A 15,405-nucleotide genomic window follows, 5' to 3' on the forward strand; every position below is an offset into this window, starting at 1 on the left:
GGCCGCCGACGGCCGCGCCTTCGCCGGAGATGAGCACCACGGATCGCAGGAAGGCCGAGAACCAGGGCGTCCTGGTTGTCGATGCGGGCGTACAGCGCCCGGGGCGGTCTCTCGCTACGGTACGAGCATCCCTCCGAGGAGAAGTCCATGAGCCGTAACCCCTGCGGCCGCGTCGCGGTCGTCGGCGCCGGACCGGCCGGCATGGCCGCCGCGCGGCACAAGGTCGTCGGCGACAGCTCGCCCGGCGGGATCGTCTCGCAGATCGCCGCGGTCGACGAGGCGGAGGCCCGCTTCGCCGCCGTCCGGGGGTGGGCGGCATGAGCGGGCGCGTCACCGGCAAGGTCGTCACCGACGCCGGCCAGGGGCAGGGGACCGCCCAGGCGCGGCTGCTCGCCGCCGAGGCGCGTCGGTGGTCGTGATCGGCGACGACGCCTCGTTCATCACCGGGGCGGAGATTCCCGTGGACGGCGGCCTGACCGCCCACGGCGGCGTGAAGTCCATCCGGGACGCCGTCGTGGGAGGCCCCGAAGCAGGCGGTTGACCGGGCACTCACGCGCCGGGCAGCGAGCTGCCGGCGCCACCGCGGAAGCCACAGGGTTTCCACAACCTCGCAAGGTCACGATGTCGGCGCCCGGCCCACTTCCCCTTTGTGAGGAGACACGATTCATGAGGAAACGCCTGCTGCGTGCCATCGCGACGGTGACCGCCCTGACCGGCGGCATGGTGGTGGCGGCGGCCGCCCCGGCCCTGGCCGCGGACGAGTTCCGCTACTACGACACGATCTTCGGCGAGGACCAGGCGCACTACAAGATCACGTTCTACGGCAGCCCGTACGCCCAGGTCCGTAAGCACCTGGTGATCGCGGACAAGAAGGCGGACGGCAAGGGCCCGTTCATCCGCGTCTGGCCGTCGTCGAGCACCGACCCCTGCTACTACATCGACTACCCGGACCGCTCCGGCGAGGACGACGTGGCCGCCCACTACGACATCTACTACCCGGTCAGGATGATCGCCTACGTGCTCGACACCCGCCACGGCGCGTGGGGCGGGCAGTACAACCTGAACAGCCAGTCGACCATCACGGCGTCCCTGAACTGCTGACCCTTCCCGTCACCGCCGGAGCGGCCCCATGGGTCAGGCTGCTCCGGCGGTGGCCTGCAAATGGCGGATCATGTCGCGGACGACCGGCGGCGTACGGGTCTGGCGGCGGCGCACGGCGGCCATCGTGACGGCGGTGCGGTCGTCGGCGAGCGGGCGGTTGACGATGAGGTTGGCCCGCTCCAGCGGGTCGCCGTGCACGCTGTAGTCCGGCAGCAGGGTGATGCCGATCCCCTGGGCGACCATGATCTTGCCCATCTCGGCGCCGTCCGCGGAGTACCACTCGGCCGGCAGGTCGCGGCCGAAGAGGCGGTGCGCGAAGCGGTGCATCAGGTAGCCCGCGCGCATCGCGACGAAGTGCGCGCCGCGCAGGTCGTCGGCGCTGAGCTCGGGCAGCGCGGCGAGCGGGTGCGCGGCGGGCAGGACGGCGACCGGCCGGCCGGAGATCAGCGTCGTGTGCTCGAGCTGGGGCGGGATGTCGTCGCCGTCGAGCAGGTTCACCAGTCCCACGTCGAGCGTGCCCTCGGCGAGGCGTACGTAGATCTCGTCCTGTTGCATGTTGCGCACCTCCACCGTCGAGCTGGGGTGCTCGGCCTGGAAGGTGCGCAGCGCGGGCAGCAGCAGGGTGACCGTCCCCGCGTTGACCGTGCCGACGCGCAGCAGCCGCCGGGAGGCGAGCTGGTCGCCGGCCGCCGCGCGCAGCCGGGCCACCGAGTCGAGCACGTCGACCATCGGCTGCAGCAGCTCACGGCCGGCGTGGCTGACCTTGGCGCCGGAGCGGCGGCGGTCCAGCAGGGCGACGCCGAGCTCGCGTTCCAGCTTGCTGAGGGCCTCGCTGAGCGCGGGCTGTGATACGTGGAGCTGTTCGCTGGCGCGGCGCAGCGAGCCGTGCTTGCTCACCGCCACGAGGTACTCGAGCTGCTCTATCCGCATGACCGTCCTGAACGCGAAGGGCGATGGGGTGATCGGTTCTGCCTGTCACCCGTGGTCTTGGCAGCATAAGCTACATCCCCTATCGTTCCTATAGGAATACGGCCGGGGAGACAGGCCGCAACTCGTCGGAGGGGAGGTCACCGTGCTGCAGCTGATCGTGCGACGCCCGGTCGACCTCCGCCGGACCGCCAGCTCACTCTGTCGGTGAGCCGGCCGGGCCAGCGTGGGCCCCCGCTCACTCGTCATTCCCCTTCCTGGAGTTGATCCATGCCAGCACGCCCGCTGCATTTCGCGGCATTTGTCATGAACACCACCGGTCACATCATTCAGGGCACCTGGCGCCGCCCGACCGCCCGCCAGACCGACTTCAACAACCTCGACCACTGGGTCCACCTCGCGAAGACCCTCGAGCGCGGCAGATTCGACGCCATCTTCTTCGCCGACGTGGTGGGCCTGTACGCGCCGTACCGCGGCGACGAGCGCAAGTACTTCGAGGCCGGCCTGCAGGTACCCAGCAACGACCCGTCGGTGCTGGCCGCGGCGCTCGCCTACGCCACCGAGAACCTCGGGATCGCGTTCACCGCGTCGATCCTGCAGGAGCACCCGTTCAACTTCGCCCGGCGCATCTCCACGCTCGACCACGCCACCAGGGGCCGGATCGCGTGGAACATCGTCACGAACTACCTGCCCAACGCCTCGCGCAACTTCGGCCTCGAGGGCCTGACCAAGCACGACGAGCGGTACGCCTGGGCCGACGAGTACGTCGACGTGACCTACAAGCTGTGGGAGGGCTCCTGGGAGGAGGACGCCCTGGTCCAGGACCGCGAGACCGGCATCCACGCCGACTACGACAAGGTCCACCGGATCAACCACGTGGGCCCGCGCTACTCGGTCGAGGGCCCGCACCTGGTCAGCCCGTCGCCGCAGCGCACCCCGCTGCTGTTCCAGGCCGGCGCCTCCGAGGCCGGGCGCACCTTCGCCGCACGCAACGCCGAGGCTGTCTTCATCCAGTCGCCAAACCTGGCCGCGGCCGCCCGCGACACCGCCGACATCCGCGACCGCGCGGAGCGGCACGGGCGGCAGCGCGACGACCTGAAGTTCTTCCAGGGCCTGTACGTCGTCCCGGCGTCCACCGAGGCGGAGGCGAAGGCCAAGGCCGCCGAGCTGGACGAGTGGATCGACTACGACGGCCAGCTGTCACACATGTCCGGCGCGGTCGGCATCGACTTCGGCCACGAGGACCTGGACACCCCGGTCGGTGAGCTCAGGACCGAGGGCGTGCAGAGCATCGTCGGCTGGATCAAGGACCTCGTCCCGGACCGGCCGGCGACCCTGCGCGACGTCGCCCACTACACCGCCACCAACAGCCGCATCGTCGGCACGCCGGAGCAGATCGCCGACCGGCTCGCGCAGTGGCAGGCGGCCGGCGTGGACGGCATCAACCTGGTCAACGCCGAGATCCCCACGTCGTACGAGGAGTTCGTCGACCACGTGATCCCAGTGCTCCAGCAGCGCGGGCTGGCCCAGACCGAGTACGCCGAGGGGACGCTGCGCCACAAGCTGTTCGGCCGCGGCGACCGGCTGCCCGACCGGCACCCGGCGGCCGCCTACCGGAAGAGCGTCGCGCATGTCCGATAAGAAACGGCTCATCCTTAACCTGTTCGAGATGAACTGCGTCAGCCACATCACCCACGGGCTGTGGCGGCTGCCCGGCAACAACCGCGACCGCTTCAACGACATCGAGTACTGGATCGGCCTGGCCCGGCTGCTCGAGGACGGCGGCTTCGACGCGGTGTTCCTGGCCGACGTGATCGGCACCTACGACACGTTCCGCGGCTCGGCCGGCACGTCGATCCGCGAGGGCCTGCAGATCCCGAACAACGACCCGGCGATGGTCGTGCCCGCGATGGCCGCCGTCACCGAGCACCTGGGCTTCGGCATCACGTTCTCCACGACGTACGAGCCGCCGTTCGCCTGGGCGCGGCGGCTGAGCACGCTCGACCACCTCACCAAGGGCCGGGTCGGCTGGAACATCGTCACCTCGTACCTGCCCAACGCCGCCCGCAACTTCGGGCTCGACGGCGAGGTGGACCACGACACCCGCTTCGCGAAGGCCGACGAGTACCTCGACGTGCTCTACAAGCTGTGGGAGGGCTCCTGGGACGAGGACGCGATCGTCGAGGACCGCGAGCGCAACGTCTTCGCCGACCCCGCGAAGATCCACCCGATCTTCCACGAGGGTCCCTGGTTCAAGGTGGAGGGCCCGCACCTGACCTCGCCCAGCCGCCAGCGCACGCCGGTGCTGTTCACCGCGACCGCGTCGGCGGCCGGCACGAAGTTCGCCGGCAAGCACGCCGAGGTCGTCTTCACCGGCGGCCCGACCACCGAGTTCCTCCAGCGGACGATCGCCGGCATCCGGCAGGCGGCGGTCGACGCGGGCCGGCGCGCGGACGACGTCCGCTTCATCACCACCGCCGGTGTCATCGTCGGACGCACCGAGGAGGAGGCGGCGGCCAAGGTCGCCGAGTTCCAGCGGCTGAGCAGCCCGGAAGGCTACCTCGCGCACGCCGGGCTCAACTGGGACCCGTACGCGTATCCGCCCGAGACCCGCCTGGGCGATGTGCCCGGCGACAAGGACAGCCGGTGGCGGGTGTCCGACCCCGACAAGACCATCGGCGAGTTCCTGGCCGGCTTCGGCGACATCACCCGGCACCCGCTGTTCGTCGCGGGCACGCCCGAGCAGGTCGCCGACACCATCGAGAGCTGGCTGGACGACGTCGGCATCGACGGCATCAACCTCCTGCAGTACCACTCCTACGGCACGGCCGAGGACTTCATCGAGCTGGTCGTGCCCGTGCTGCGCGAGCGCGGCCGCCTGCGCACCTCCTACGACAAGGGCGAATCGCTGCGGCAGCGCATCTTCGGCGCCGGCGACCGCCTCCCCGACCGGCATCACGGCACCCGCTACCGCGGCGGCGCCAACCTCCAAGGGCAAGGACAGGGAATCCAGGAATGAGCATCAAACGTACGGTGGCGGCCGCGTCCGGGGCTGTGCTGATCGCGGGCCTGGCCGCCTGCGGCGGCGGGGCGGCGGCGAGCGGCGACGGCGAGAAGGTCGCGGGCGGCACGATCGTGTACGGCCACGAGCAGGAGCCGCCCTGCCTCTACGGCGGCTGGGTGCAGCAGGCCTACATCTCCCGCAACATTCTCGACTCGCTCGTGACGATGGCCGACGACGGCTCGATCAAGCCGTGGCTGGCCACCGAGTGGAAGACCTCCGGCGACGGGCTGACCTACACGTTCACCCTCAAGCCCGGCGTGAAGTTCACCGACGGCACCGCGCTCGACGCGCAGGCCGTCGCCGACAACTTCGCGTACTGGGAGAAGGGCGGCAACAGCACCGCCAAGGTCTCCATCGACCCGTACTTCAAGGCGGCCAAGGCGATCGACGCCACCCACCTCGAGGTGACGCTCACCAAGCCGTACCTGCCGCTGCTGCAGATGATCTCGCAGGCGTACTTCGGCATCCAGTCGCCCACCGCGCTCAAGCGCAGCGACCAGCAGAACTGCGAGCAGCCGATCGGCTCGGGCGCGTTCAAGGTGCAGGAGTGGAAGCACGGCCAGGAGGTCGTGCTGACGAAGAACCCGGACTACACGTCCTGGCCGGCCACGGCCAAGCACGAGGGCCCGGCCATCGTCGACACGGTCCGCTGGAAGTTCCTCAACGACGCGGTCAGCCGCTACTCGTCGCTGGCCACCGGCGAGACCCAGGTCATCTACGACGTGCCCACGGTGAACTGGAAGGACGCCAAGACCAAGTACGACGTCACGCAGTACATCACCCCCGGCAAGCCGGTCTCGATCTATCTGAACAACGTCAACGGCATCTTCACCGACAAGGCCGTGCGGCAGGCGTTCGCGTACGGCGCCGACCGCAAGGCCGCCGTCGAGGCCGCGTTCCACGGCGTGATCCCCTACGAGGGCAACCCCGCGGTGAGCCAGTCGACGCCGGGCTACAACGCCTCGGTGGCCGGGGCGTACGCCTTCGACCAGGCTAAGGCGAACCAGCTGCTCGACCAGGCCGGCTGGACGGCACGCGACGCGTCCGGCTTCCGCACCAAGGACGGCAAGCAGCTCGCGGTCAAGTTCACCTACCCGGCCGGCTCGGTCGTCACCGGCGAGGGCGCGACCCTGCTGCAGATCCTCCAGCAGCAGTGGAAGCAGGTCGGCTTCAACGTCACGCTGATCCCCGAGACCCAGGCCGAGACGTTCGCCGGCAAGTACTCCGGGCCCAAGGCGTACGACGCGCAGCCCTGGTACTGGACGAGCCCGAGCTCGGCGATCCTCTGGATCGTCTGGCGCCCGGACACCAAGGAGTCGCCCAACGGCAACAACTCCGCGTTCTACAACAACGACAAGCTCTCCACGGTGATCCAGGCCGGCAACAGCGCCGCCACCACCGAGGAGGCGAACGCGAAGTACGCCGAGGCGCAGCAGATCATCCAGGACGACGCGCCCGCCGTCGGCCTCTACACGCAGACGACCTCGATCGCCTCCGCGAAGAACCTGCACGACGTCTGGCTGGAGAAGAGCCAGGGCGAGCCCGTGTTCTCCGACGCGTACTTCACCAAGTGAGGTAACCAGTGACGACCGCAGTGCTCCCGCGCGCGCTGTCCGTGCCCTCCTGGGTGCGGGCGGCCCGCGGGGCCCTCTTCAAAATCGCCACCGCCGTCCTCGTCCTCGTCGCCGCCGCCTCGCTCACGTTCTTCGCCCAGCTGCTCGTGCCGGGCGATCGCGCGACGGCGATCCTCAACCAGCAGACCGGCCGCGCCCAGCAGTACACGGCGGCCGAACTGGCGCCGGTCAACGCGCAGTTCGGCTTCGACCGGCCGCTGGTCGCCCAGTACCTCGACTACGTGACCGGGCTGTTCTCGGGCGACCTCGGCACCTCGTACACCCAGCACCGGCCGGTCAGCCAGATCATCGCCGACCAGATCGGGCCGAGCCTGGTGCTCACCGCCGCGGCGCTGGTCGTCGCGTGGGTGCTCGCCGTCGGAATCACCCTGCTGACCGCCAAGCGCCGGCGGGCGGTCTCGGCCGCCGGCTCCACCTGGGAGGCGCTCACCGCGAGCCTCCCGCCGTACTGGATCGGGGTCGTCCTCCTGGTCGTCTTCGCGGTCCAGTTGCGGGTCTTCCCGGTGATCGGCGAGACCAGCGCCCGCGGCACGGTGCTGCCGGTGCTCACGCTGGCGATCCCGCTGGCCGGCTTCCTCGGCCAGGTCACCCGCGACGAGTTCGAGAAGGTGCTGGACCAGCCGTTCATCACCACCGCCCGGACCCGCGGGATGAGCGACGCCGCCGTCCGCCTGCGGCACGCGCTGCGGCACGCGGTGGTCCCGGCGATCACCCTGTCCGGCTGGGCGCTGGGCGCGCTGCTCTCCGGGGCGGTCATCGCCGAGAACGTGTTCGGCCGGCCCGGCATCGGCCAGGTGCTGGTGACCGCGGTCAACACCCGCGACGTCCCCACGGTCTCCGGCATCGTGCTGGTCGTGGCCGGGGTGTACGTCATCGCCAACCTGCTCGTGGACCTCGCGTACACGATCGTCGACCCGAGGCTGCGTACGTCATGACCGCCATCGCCCTCCCCTACCGCGCGGCCCTGCGGCTGCGCCCGGCAACCGTCGCGTCGGGGCTGGTCGTCGCCCTGCTCGCGGTGGCCCTCGTCGCGCCGGGGCTGCTCACCACCCGCGACCCCAACGCGATCGACCTGCAGAGCACCCTGCTGTCGCCGTCGTGGAGCCACTGGTTCGGCACCGACGACGCCGGGCGCGACCTCTACACCCGGGTCGTCTACGGCACCCGCGAGTCGTTCGGCATCGGCCTGGGCGCCACCGCGCTCGCCATGGTCGTCGCCGTCGTGCTCGGCTTCGCCGCCGGGCTCGCCCGCGGCATCGTCGACGCGGTGCTGTCGCGGATCCTCGACGTGGCGTTCGCGTTCCCGGTGCTGCTGCTGGCGCTGCTGCTGATCGCCATCCGCGGCCCGTCCCTGGGCACCGTGATCGTGGCCGTCGGCATCGGGTCGGCGCCCGGCTACGCCCGCATGGTCCGCGGCCAGGTGCTGCACGTGCGGCAGGCCGGCTACATCCAGGCCTCGCACGCGCTCGGGCACACCCGGTGGGCCGTGATCCGGCAGCACCTGTTCCCCAACGCCATGCGCCCGCTGGTCGCGATGATGACCCTCGGCGTCGGCCAGTCGATCGTCTGGGCCTCCGGCCTGGCCTTCCTCGGCCTCGGCGTGGCGCCGCCGAGCCCCGAGTGGGGCGCGCTGCTCGACGCGGGCCGCAGCTCCATCACCACCTCGCCGTGGCTCGAGATCCTGCCCGGCCTGGTGATCGTCGTGGCGACCCTGGCGCTCACCTCGCTGGGACGCACGCTGCAGCACCGACTCGAAGGAGCAGCCCGATGACCGTTCCCACCGCTGCCGCCACCGAGCTCGTCGACACCGAGCCGCAGGCCGCGCTGCTCTCCGTCAGCAACCTGCGGGTCTCGTTCGCCGGCCGGGAGGTCGTCAAGGGCATCTCGTTCGACGCCTACCCCGGCCGCTGCCTGGCCATCGTCGGGGAGTCCGGCTCGGGCAAGAGCGTCACCGCCCGCACGCTGGTCGGCCTCACCGGCGCCGGCTCGCACGTGACCGCCGACCGGATCACCTTGGACGGCACCGACCTGGCCACCCTCTCCGAGCGGTCCTGGCGGGCGATCCGCGGGCGCGACATCGGGTTCGTCCTGCAGGACGCGCTGGTGTCGCTGGACCAGCTGCGCCGGGTCGGCGACGAGGTGGCCGAGCCCCTGCGCGTGCACAACCGGGGCACCCGGGCGTCGCGGCAGGCCAGGGCGATCGAGCTGCTCGACGCGGTCGGTGTGCCGGAGCCGTCCGTCAAGGCACGGCAGCGCCCGTACGAGCTCTCGGGTGGTCTGCGGCAGCGGGCGCTGATCGCGTCGGCCATCGCGCTCGACCCCAAGGTGCTCATCGCCGACGAGCCCACCACCGCGCTGGACGTCACGGTGCAGGCCCAGGTGCTCGACCTGCTGGCCGAGTCCAAGGCGCGGGGCACCGCGATCATCATGATCAGCCACGACCTCTCGGTGGTCGCGCGGCTCGCCGACGAGGTGGCGGTCATGCGCGACGGCGAGATCGTCGAGCACGGGCCCGTGGACGAGGTGCTGTACCGGCCGGTGCACGAGTACACGAAGGCGCTGCTCGACGCGATCCCGTCCGAGCACACGCGCGGCACCCGGCTGGTGCGGGGCAGCTCCGCGCCGCGGCGGACGCGCCGGCCCATCGACACCGGCCGGGCCCTGCTCTCGGCGCGGCACCTCACCAAGGTCTACCGGGGGCCGGACCGGGTGGACCGTACGGTCGTCGACGACGTGTCGTTCGAGCTGTACGCGGGCGAGACGCTCGGCATCGTCGGCGAGTCCGGCTCCGGCAAGACCACCACGGCCGGCATCGCGCTCGCGCTGATCCCGCCGACCGCCGGCGAGGTGGAGCTGGACGGCGCCGCCTGGACGACGCTGACGGCTGCCCGGCGGCGCCCGATCCGCAAGCGCATCGGCGTGGTCTACCAGGACCCGCTGAGCTCGTTCGATCCACGCTGGACGGTCGGCCGGATCCTCGTGGACGCGCTCGCCCAGGGCAAGCGCCCGCCGTCCTCGCGCGCCGAGGCCCGCGAGCGCGCAGTCCGCCTGCTCGAGCAGGTCGGGCTGACCGAGCGGCACCTGGAGGCCGCGCCGCTGCGGCTCTCCGGCGGGCAGCGGCAGCGGGTCGCCATCGCGCGGGCGCTGGCGCCCGAGCCCGAGATCCTCGTCTGCGACGAGCCGGTGTCCGCGCTCGACGTGTCGATCCAGGCGCAGGTGCTCGACCTGCTCACCGACCTGCAGGACGAGCTCGGCGTCAGCTACCTGTTCATCTCGCACGACCTGGGGGTCATCCACCACATGAGCGACCGCATCCTGGTCATGAAGGACGGCAAGGTGGTCGAGAGCGGTGACGCCGACACCGTCTTCAGCCGACCCCAGCACCCGTACACCCAGCGGCTGCTGACCGCGCTGCCGCGGCTGGCCCGGGCATGAGCGGCCACGACTTCACCGCGGTCCTCGACAAGATCGCCGAGGGGGCCGCGGCCCGCGAGGCCGGGCGCGTCCTGCCCTACGCCGAGGTCGAGCTGCTGCGCGAGGCCGGGTTCACGCGGCTGCGGGTCCCGGTCGAGTACGGCGGGCTCGGCGCGACGCTGCCGGAGCTCACCGAGCAGCTGATCGCGCTGGGCCGGGCCGACTCGAACCTGCCCCAGCTGCTGCGCGGCCACGTCGGGTTCGTGGAGAGCCGGCTGTTCCACCGCGACGAGCGCTGGCTGCGCCGCGTCGCCGAGGGCGCGGTGTTCGGCAACGCGCAGAGCGAGCTGGGGAACGCGTCGTTCTTCCGCGGCGCCACGACCCTGGTGGACGGGCGGCTTAACGGCACGAAGTTCTACTCGACCGGAAGCCTGTTCGCCGACTTCATCCACACCACCGCCGCGGTCGGCGCCGACCGCAGCGCAGACGTGTTCGTGCCGACGGCCGCCGAAGGGGTGCGCCGGCTCGACGACTGGAACGGCTTCGGGCAGCGGCTCACCGGCAGCGGCACCACCGTCTTCGAGGACGTGCGCATCGCTCCCGAGGACGTCGAGGTCTTCGACAACAACAGCCTGCCACGGACGTACCTCGCGGCCGTCTTCCAGCTGGTCCACCTCGCGACGCTGGCCGGGATCGGGCGGGCGGCGGTCGAGGACGTGGCCGCGTACGTCCGGCAGCGCGAGCGCAACCTGCACAACCCGGCGACCGCGCCGAAGGACGACCCGCTCGTGCAGGAGACGGTCGGCCGGGTGGCCGGGGCCGCGTTCGCCGCCGCCGCCACGACGCTGGCCGCCGCCTCGGCGGTCGAGAAGGTGGCGCGGCTCGGTGACGCCGCCACGCCCGCGGACTTCGACGAGGCCGACGCCGCCGTCTACTCCGCCCAGGGCCCGGTCATCACGCTGGTGCTCGGCCTGGTCACCGAGCTGTTCGAGGTCGGCGGGTCGTCGGCGGTGACGACCCCGTACGGGCTGGACCGGCACTGGCGCAACGCCCGGACGCTCGCCTCGCACAACCCCCTCATCTATCGGTACCGCAGCGTGGGCGACCACGTGCTCAACGGCGCCGGCCTCGCCTTCACAGCTGCCAAGGAGCACCCATGACCGACTTGAAGTTTCACTGGTTCCTGCCCACCAACGGCGGGGACGGCCGCCAGGTCGTCGGCGGCGGCCACGGCGTGGGGGCCGAGGCCTCCAGCCGGCCCGCCACGGTCCCCTACCTCGGGCAGATCGCGCGCAGCGCCGAGCAGCTCGGCTTCGAGGCCGCGCTGACCCCGACCGGCGCGTGGTGCGAGGACGCGTGGGTCACCACAGCGATGATCAGCAGTCTGTCCGAGCGGCTGAAGTTCCTGGTGGCGTTCCGGCCCGGCGTCATCTCGCCGTTCCTGGCCGCGCAGATGGCCGGGTCGTTCCAGAACCTCTCCGGCGGGCGGCTGCTGCTCAACGTGGTCACCGGCGGCGAGAGCCACGAGCAGCGCATGTACGGCGACCACCTCGACAAGGCCGCCCGGTACCGGCGCTGCGGGGAGTTCCTCGCCATCGTGCGCCGGCTGTGGCGCGGCGAACGCGTCGACTTCGACGGCACGTACCACCAGATCGACGCGGCCACCCTCGCGCAGATCCCCGACCCCGTGCCGGAGGTCTACTTCGGAGGCTCCTCGCCCGAGGCGCTCGACGTGGCGGCCGAGCACGTCGACGTCTACCTCACCTGGGGCGAACCGCCGTCCGCCGTCGCCGAGAAGATCGAACGGGTGCGGGTGCTCGCCGACAAGCAGGGACGCGAGCTCCGGTACGGCATCCGGCTGCACACCATCGCCCGCGACACCGCCGAGGAGGCCTGGGCGGAGGCGGGCAAGCTGCTGGAGGGCATCTCCGAGGAGCAGATCCGCCGGGTGCAGGACGGGTTGCGGCGCAGCGAGTCCGAGGGCCAGAAGCGGATGCTCGCGCTCAACGGCGGCACCAAGGACGGCCTCGAGATCTACCCCAACCTGTGGGCCGGCGTCGGCCTGGTCCGCGGCGGCGCCGGCACCGCGCTGGTCGGCTCGCACCGGCAGATCGCCGACCTCATCGAGGAGTACGCGTCGGCCGGCATCTCTGAATTCGTGCTCTCGGGGTATCCGCACCTGGAGGAGGCCTACCGCTTCGGCGAGGGCGTCCTGCCCGAGCTGACCCGCCGTGGCCGGTGGCACCACCCGGCGCCACCCCGCCACACGTCCCCCGCCGTCCCGTTCGGCGCCGCCAGTTCCCCGTCCGGGAGGTAGTCATGACCGCCGCGCCCGTGTTCCCCACCAACCAGGACCTCGACCCGGCCGGCCTGCGCCAGGCGTTCGGCATCTTCCCGACCGGCGTCGTGGCCGTCGCCGCCGAGGTCGACGGCGAGCTGACCGGCCTGGCCGCCAGCTCGTTCACCTCGGTCAGCCTCGACCCGCCGCTGGTCTCCTTCTCGATCGCCAACACCTCGAAGACGTGGCCGCAGCTGCGCCGCGCCCGGCACGTCGGCGTGACCATCCTCGCCGACCACCACGGCCCGGTCGCCCGCCGCCTGGCCGGCCCGGTCGAGACCCGCTTCGAAGGCTTGACGCTGGCCCGCACCGACCTGGGCGCGGTGACCCTGCGGGACGGCCTGGCCCAGTTCGACACCAGCATCTACCGCGAGGTGGAGGCCGGCGACCACACCATCGTGCTGCTGCGCCTGCACACAGTCGAACACGTCGACACGTCGTCGCCGCTGGTGTTTCATCGCAGCTCGTTCCGCAGCCTGCTGCACCCGCAGGCCTGACACCGCGGCTCCTCTATGCTGCCGCCGCCTCCGGCCGCCTCCGCCACGCTGCCGCCACCTCCAGCCGCCCGCACTATGCTGCCGCCGCCTTCGGCCGCCTCCTCTATGCTGCCGCCATGAAGATCTTTGCGGTGCCGGCTCTCCTGGCGGCCGAGGAGACGGCGCCCACCACGGGGATCCCCCTGTGGCTGGTGGCAGTGCTGGCCATCCTGGCCCTCTGGGTGCTCGCCATCGGCCTGGTGATCTGGGCGTTGCGCCGCCGCCGGGGCGCCGGCCGATAGCCCGGCTCGCTCTCGGCCCGACCGGCCGCGCATGCTCGGCGGTCGCATCGACGACGATGTCCTCGGCTTCGACGCGGCATTCAGGAAACGCGTCTGCACGCGCTCGTGACAGGCCTGGTGTCGTTCCCGTCATTCCGAGGTGAACTGCCTGCCGGCCGAGCGAGCGGTCCCGGCGTGTAGCGCTTGCCGGCCGGGTTGACGCGGCGTCGAACAGCCCTTCGTGTTGTCTTGAGAACTCCAGGTGATCGCCATACTCTGCCGGACATGCGAGCAACTGGAACGTTTGAGGTAGTCGCCTTCACCGCGGCTCCCGTGCCGCCTCCCGAGATCGAGACCGGCCTGCCCGTCGGTGTCGCGACCATGCGCAAGACGTTCACCGGCGAGATCGAGGGCCGATCCGAAACACTCTTCACGGCAGCCTTCGACTCCGCCACCGGCACAGGCACGTACGTTGCGATGGAGTCCTTCGAGGGCAGCATCGCCGGCCACGCCGGCACCCTCAACTTCGCTCATTCCGCCACCACCACGGGTGAGGACCGGCAAGCCGAGTTCCTGGTGATCGTCCCCGGAAGTGGCACCGACGGCCTGACCGGCGTCCGCGGCACCGGGGGCATGACAGTCGACGAGGATGGCACCCACCGCATCTGGTTCGACTACGAACTGTCCTGACACCCGGACGCCGCCTGCCATGACGCGCCTTGCCATGTGACCTTGCCCGGTGCGCGGTGGTTGATGGCCCGGCCTCCGTCGCGACGGCGGAACCGCCGGCAGGCGGATCCTTCGCAGGAAATAGTGCGGCAATCGCCGGAGTGGCCAAAAGGTTGCGGATCTTGTGCGGTGCCCTGGAGTGTCGCGCGTCTGGGAGGATGCGGCTCGGCCGGCCACGGCGGCGTGGTGTGGTGCGGGACAGGTGCTGGGGGCGGGGTCGGCGGATGCCTAGGGAAAAGATGTGGGTCGAGTACGAGGACGGGGCGCGTCTGTCGCGATCGGCGAAGAAGCCCGGATCGTTCAGCCCGCTGACTCGTGAGGGCGGCACGAACAACCTGGGCCACGTGACCCTCGACCCGATCGACGGAGACGAGAGGCTGCATTCGGGACCCGGGGAGCGATCCGAGTTCGAGGAGTTCCTGCGCGATGTCGCTGTCGACGTGACGCTGATCCTGCTGGAGAAGGCCAGGCCGCACGTCGAGAAGTGGGTGGTCGAGACCGCCGCGCCGGCTGTCGGGTCGGCGGCGGTTACGGCAGGCTCCGCCGTCGGGTCGGCAGCGGTTACGGCAGGCTCCGCCGTCGGGTCGGCGGTGGCGTCGGCGAGCTCGGCTGTGGGATCGGCGGCAGTGACGGCAGGCTCCGCGGTGGGATCGGCGGCAGTGACGGCAGGCTCCGCGGTGGGATCGGTGGTGGCATCGGCAGGCTCCGCGGTCGGGTCGGCGGCGGTGACGGCAAGTTCCGCCGTCGGGTCGGCGGCGGTGACGGCAAGTTCCGCCGTCGGATCGGCTGCAGCAACGGCAGGCTCCGCCGTCGGATCGGCGGCGGTGGCAGCAGGGTCCGCCGCCGGGTCGACTGTGTCGTCAGCGTGGAACAGGGTGACCCGCAAGAAGCGCAAGCGGGTGGTCGCCGTGGAGGCGCACGTCGAGGCGCAACCTGCACCGGTAGAGGCCGCGGCGGTGGAAGCCGCCCCGATGGAGGTCGCTGCGGTGGCCGCGCCGGCGGATGCGTCGGATGACGTGGTGGGCGCTATCGAGGCGTACCGGGCTGGTATGAGCCGGGAGGAAGCGCGGCAGCGCATCGTCGCGGCGCTGGCTGCCCGGTTGTTCAGCGAGCAGCAGATCGCGATCGTCCGCGATGCGCGGATCGAGGATGACGGCGACAGCGCCGAACTGGCGTTGACGCAGCAGCAGATCGGCGACAGCGTCCGGCTGATGCTGGAGAGCACGCCCGCCCTGCGCGGCGAGAACGCCATGGCCGACCTGCGCAGCATCCTCAGCCACGGACCTGCCGAGGGCGGGCAGCTCGAACAGCGCATGTGAGGGCGTCACGGGCGGACCGAGCACGATCGGCGATCACCTGGGACGTGCCGGCCACGAGTCAGGTGCCGGAGAGGGACGGCACGGTCTACCCGAACCGACCGCGCCTACGTGTCGGTGTCGGC

Annotated in this window: 16 protein-coding genes; 15 read left to right on the forward strand and 1 reads right to left on the reverse strand. The window is 71.3% G+C overall.

Annotation, left to right across the window (positions count from 1 at the left end):
• Positions 1-147: 147 nt before the first annotated feature.
• From ACSNN8_RS32175 to ACSNN8_RS32185, 3 genes are all read left to right on the forward strand, one after another.
• Positions 148-321: a hypothetical protein gene (locus tag ACSNN8_RS32175; protein ID WP_436653738.1), complete on the forward strand. Its 174-nt coding sequence runs from the start codon at positions 148-150 to the stop codon at positions 319-321.
• Positions 322-409: 88 nt separating this feature from the next.
• Entirely contained in the window at positions 410-541 is a 132-nt protein-coding gene (locus tag ACSNN8_RS32180; protein WP_436653739.1) for a hypothetical protein, read from the forward strand.
• Between the two features lie 125 nt (positions 542-666).
• A complete protein-coding gene (locus tag ACSNN8_RS32185) occupies positions 667-1,101 on the forward strand; it encodes a hypothetical protein (protein WP_436653740.1) in 435 nt (144 codons plus the stop codon).
• Between the two features lie 33 nt (positions 1,102-1,134).
• Here ACSNN8_RS32185 and ACSNN8_RS32190 read toward each other — a convergent pair whose 3' ends face one another.
• Positions 1,135-2,031 (reverse strand): LysR family transcriptional regulator, encoded by an 897-nt coding sequence (locus ACSNN8_RS32190; RefSeq protein WP_436653741.1) that lies wholly within the window; start codon positions 2,029-2,031, stop codon positions 1,135-1,137.
• Positions 2,032-2,298: 267 nt separating this feature from the next.
• Between ACSNN8_RS32190 and ACSNN8_RS32195 the strand changes: the two genes are divergently transcribed.
• From ACSNN8_RS32195 to ACSNN8_RS32250, 12 genes are all read left to right on the forward strand, one after another.
• Positions 2,299-3,669, forward strand: coding sequence for an LLM class flavin-dependent oxidoreductase (locus ACSNN8_RS32195; protein WP_436653742.1), 1,371 nt, complete (start codon positions 2,299-2,301; stop codon positions 3,667-3,669).
• On the forward strand, positions 3,659-5,047 hold the full coding sequence (locus ACSNN8_RS32200) for an NtaA/DmoA family FMN-dependent monooxygenase (RefSeq protein WP_436653743.1): 1,389 nt from the start codon (positions 3,659-3,661) through the stop codon (positions 5,045-5,047). The genes ACSNN8_RS32195 and ACSNN8_RS32200 overlap by 11 nt, the downstream gene beginning before the upstream one ends.
• A complete protein-coding gene (locus tag ACSNN8_RS32205; RefSeq protein ID WP_436653744.1) occupies positions 5,044-6,666 on the forward strand; it encodes an ABC transporter substrate-binding protein in 1,623 nt (540 codons plus the stop codon). The genes ACSNN8_RS32200 and ACSNN8_RS32205 overlap by 4 nt, the downstream gene beginning before the upstream one ends.
• 8 nt (positions 6,667-6,674) lie before the next feature.
• Positions 6,675-7,661 carry an ABC transporter permease gene (locus tag ACSNN8_RS32210; RefSeq protein ID WP_436653745.1) on the forward strand — a complete coding sequence of 329 codons (987 nt, stop codon included), beginning with the start codon at positions 6,675-6,677 and terminating at the stop codon, positions 7,659-7,661.
• Positions 7,658-8,497: an ABC transporter permease gene (locus tag ACSNN8_RS32215; RefSeq protein ID WP_436653746.1), complete on the forward strand. Its 840-nt coding sequence runs from the start codon at positions 7,658-7,660 to the stop codon at positions 8,495-8,497. The genes ACSNN8_RS32210 and ACSNN8_RS32215 overlap by 4 nt, the downstream gene beginning before the upstream one ends.
• Positions 8,494-10,161: a dipeptide ABC transporter ATP-binding protein gene (locus tag ACSNN8_RS32220; protein ID WP_436653747.1), complete on the forward strand. Its 1,668-nt coding sequence runs from the start codon at positions 8,494-8,496 to the stop codon at positions 10,159-10,161. Before ACSNN8_RS32215 ends, ACSNN8_RS32220 begins: the two co-directional genes overlap by 4 nt.
• Positions 10,158-11,300, forward strand: a complete 1,143-nt coding sequence (locus ACSNN8_RS32225; RefSeq protein ID WP_436653748.1) for a hypothetical protein — start codon at positions 10,158-10,160, stop codon at positions 11,298-11,300. Before ACSNN8_RS32220 ends, ACSNN8_RS32225 begins: the two co-directional genes overlap by 4 nt.
• Positions 11,297-12,457: an LLM class flavin-dependent oxidoreductase gene (locus ACSNN8_RS32230; RefSeq protein ID WP_436653749.1), complete on the forward strand. Its 1,161-nt coding sequence runs from the start codon at positions 11,297-11,299 to the stop codon at positions 12,455-12,457. The genes ACSNN8_RS32225 and ACSNN8_RS32230 overlap by 4 nt, the downstream gene beginning before the upstream one ends.
• 2 nt (positions 12,458-12,459) lie before the next feature.
• A complete protein-coding gene (locus ACSNN8_RS32235) occupies positions 12,460-12,975 on the forward strand; it encodes a flavin reductase family protein (protein WP_436653750.1) in 516 nt (171 codons plus the stop codon).
• Positions 12,976-13,091: 116 nt separating this feature from the next.
• Positions 13,092-13,256, forward strand: coding sequence for a hypothetical protein (locus ACSNN8_RS32240; RefSeq protein ID WP_436653751.1), 165 nt, complete (start codon positions 13,092-13,094; stop codon positions 13,254-13,256).
• Between the two features lie 264 nt (positions 13,257-13,520).
• On the forward strand, positions 13,521-13,925 hold the full coding sequence (locus tag ACSNN8_RS32245) for a DUF3224 domain-containing protein (RefSeq protein ID WP_436653752.1): 405 nt from the start codon (positions 13,521-13,523) through the stop codon (positions 13,923-13,925).
• Between the two features lie 278 nt (positions 13,926-14,203).
• On the forward strand, positions 14,204-15,283 hold the full coding sequence (locus ACSNN8_RS32250) for a hypothetical protein (protein ID WP_436653753.1): 1,080 nt from the start codon (positions 14,204-14,206) through the stop codon (positions 15,281-15,283).
• The last annotated feature ends 122 nt before the right edge of the window (positions 15,284-15,405 follow it).

This window comes from Actinoplanes sp. URMC 104 (genome assembly GCF_051386375.1).
Taxonomy (GTDB): domain Bacteria; phylum Actinomycetota; class Actinomycetes; order Mycobacteriales; family Micromonosporaceae; genus Actinoplanes.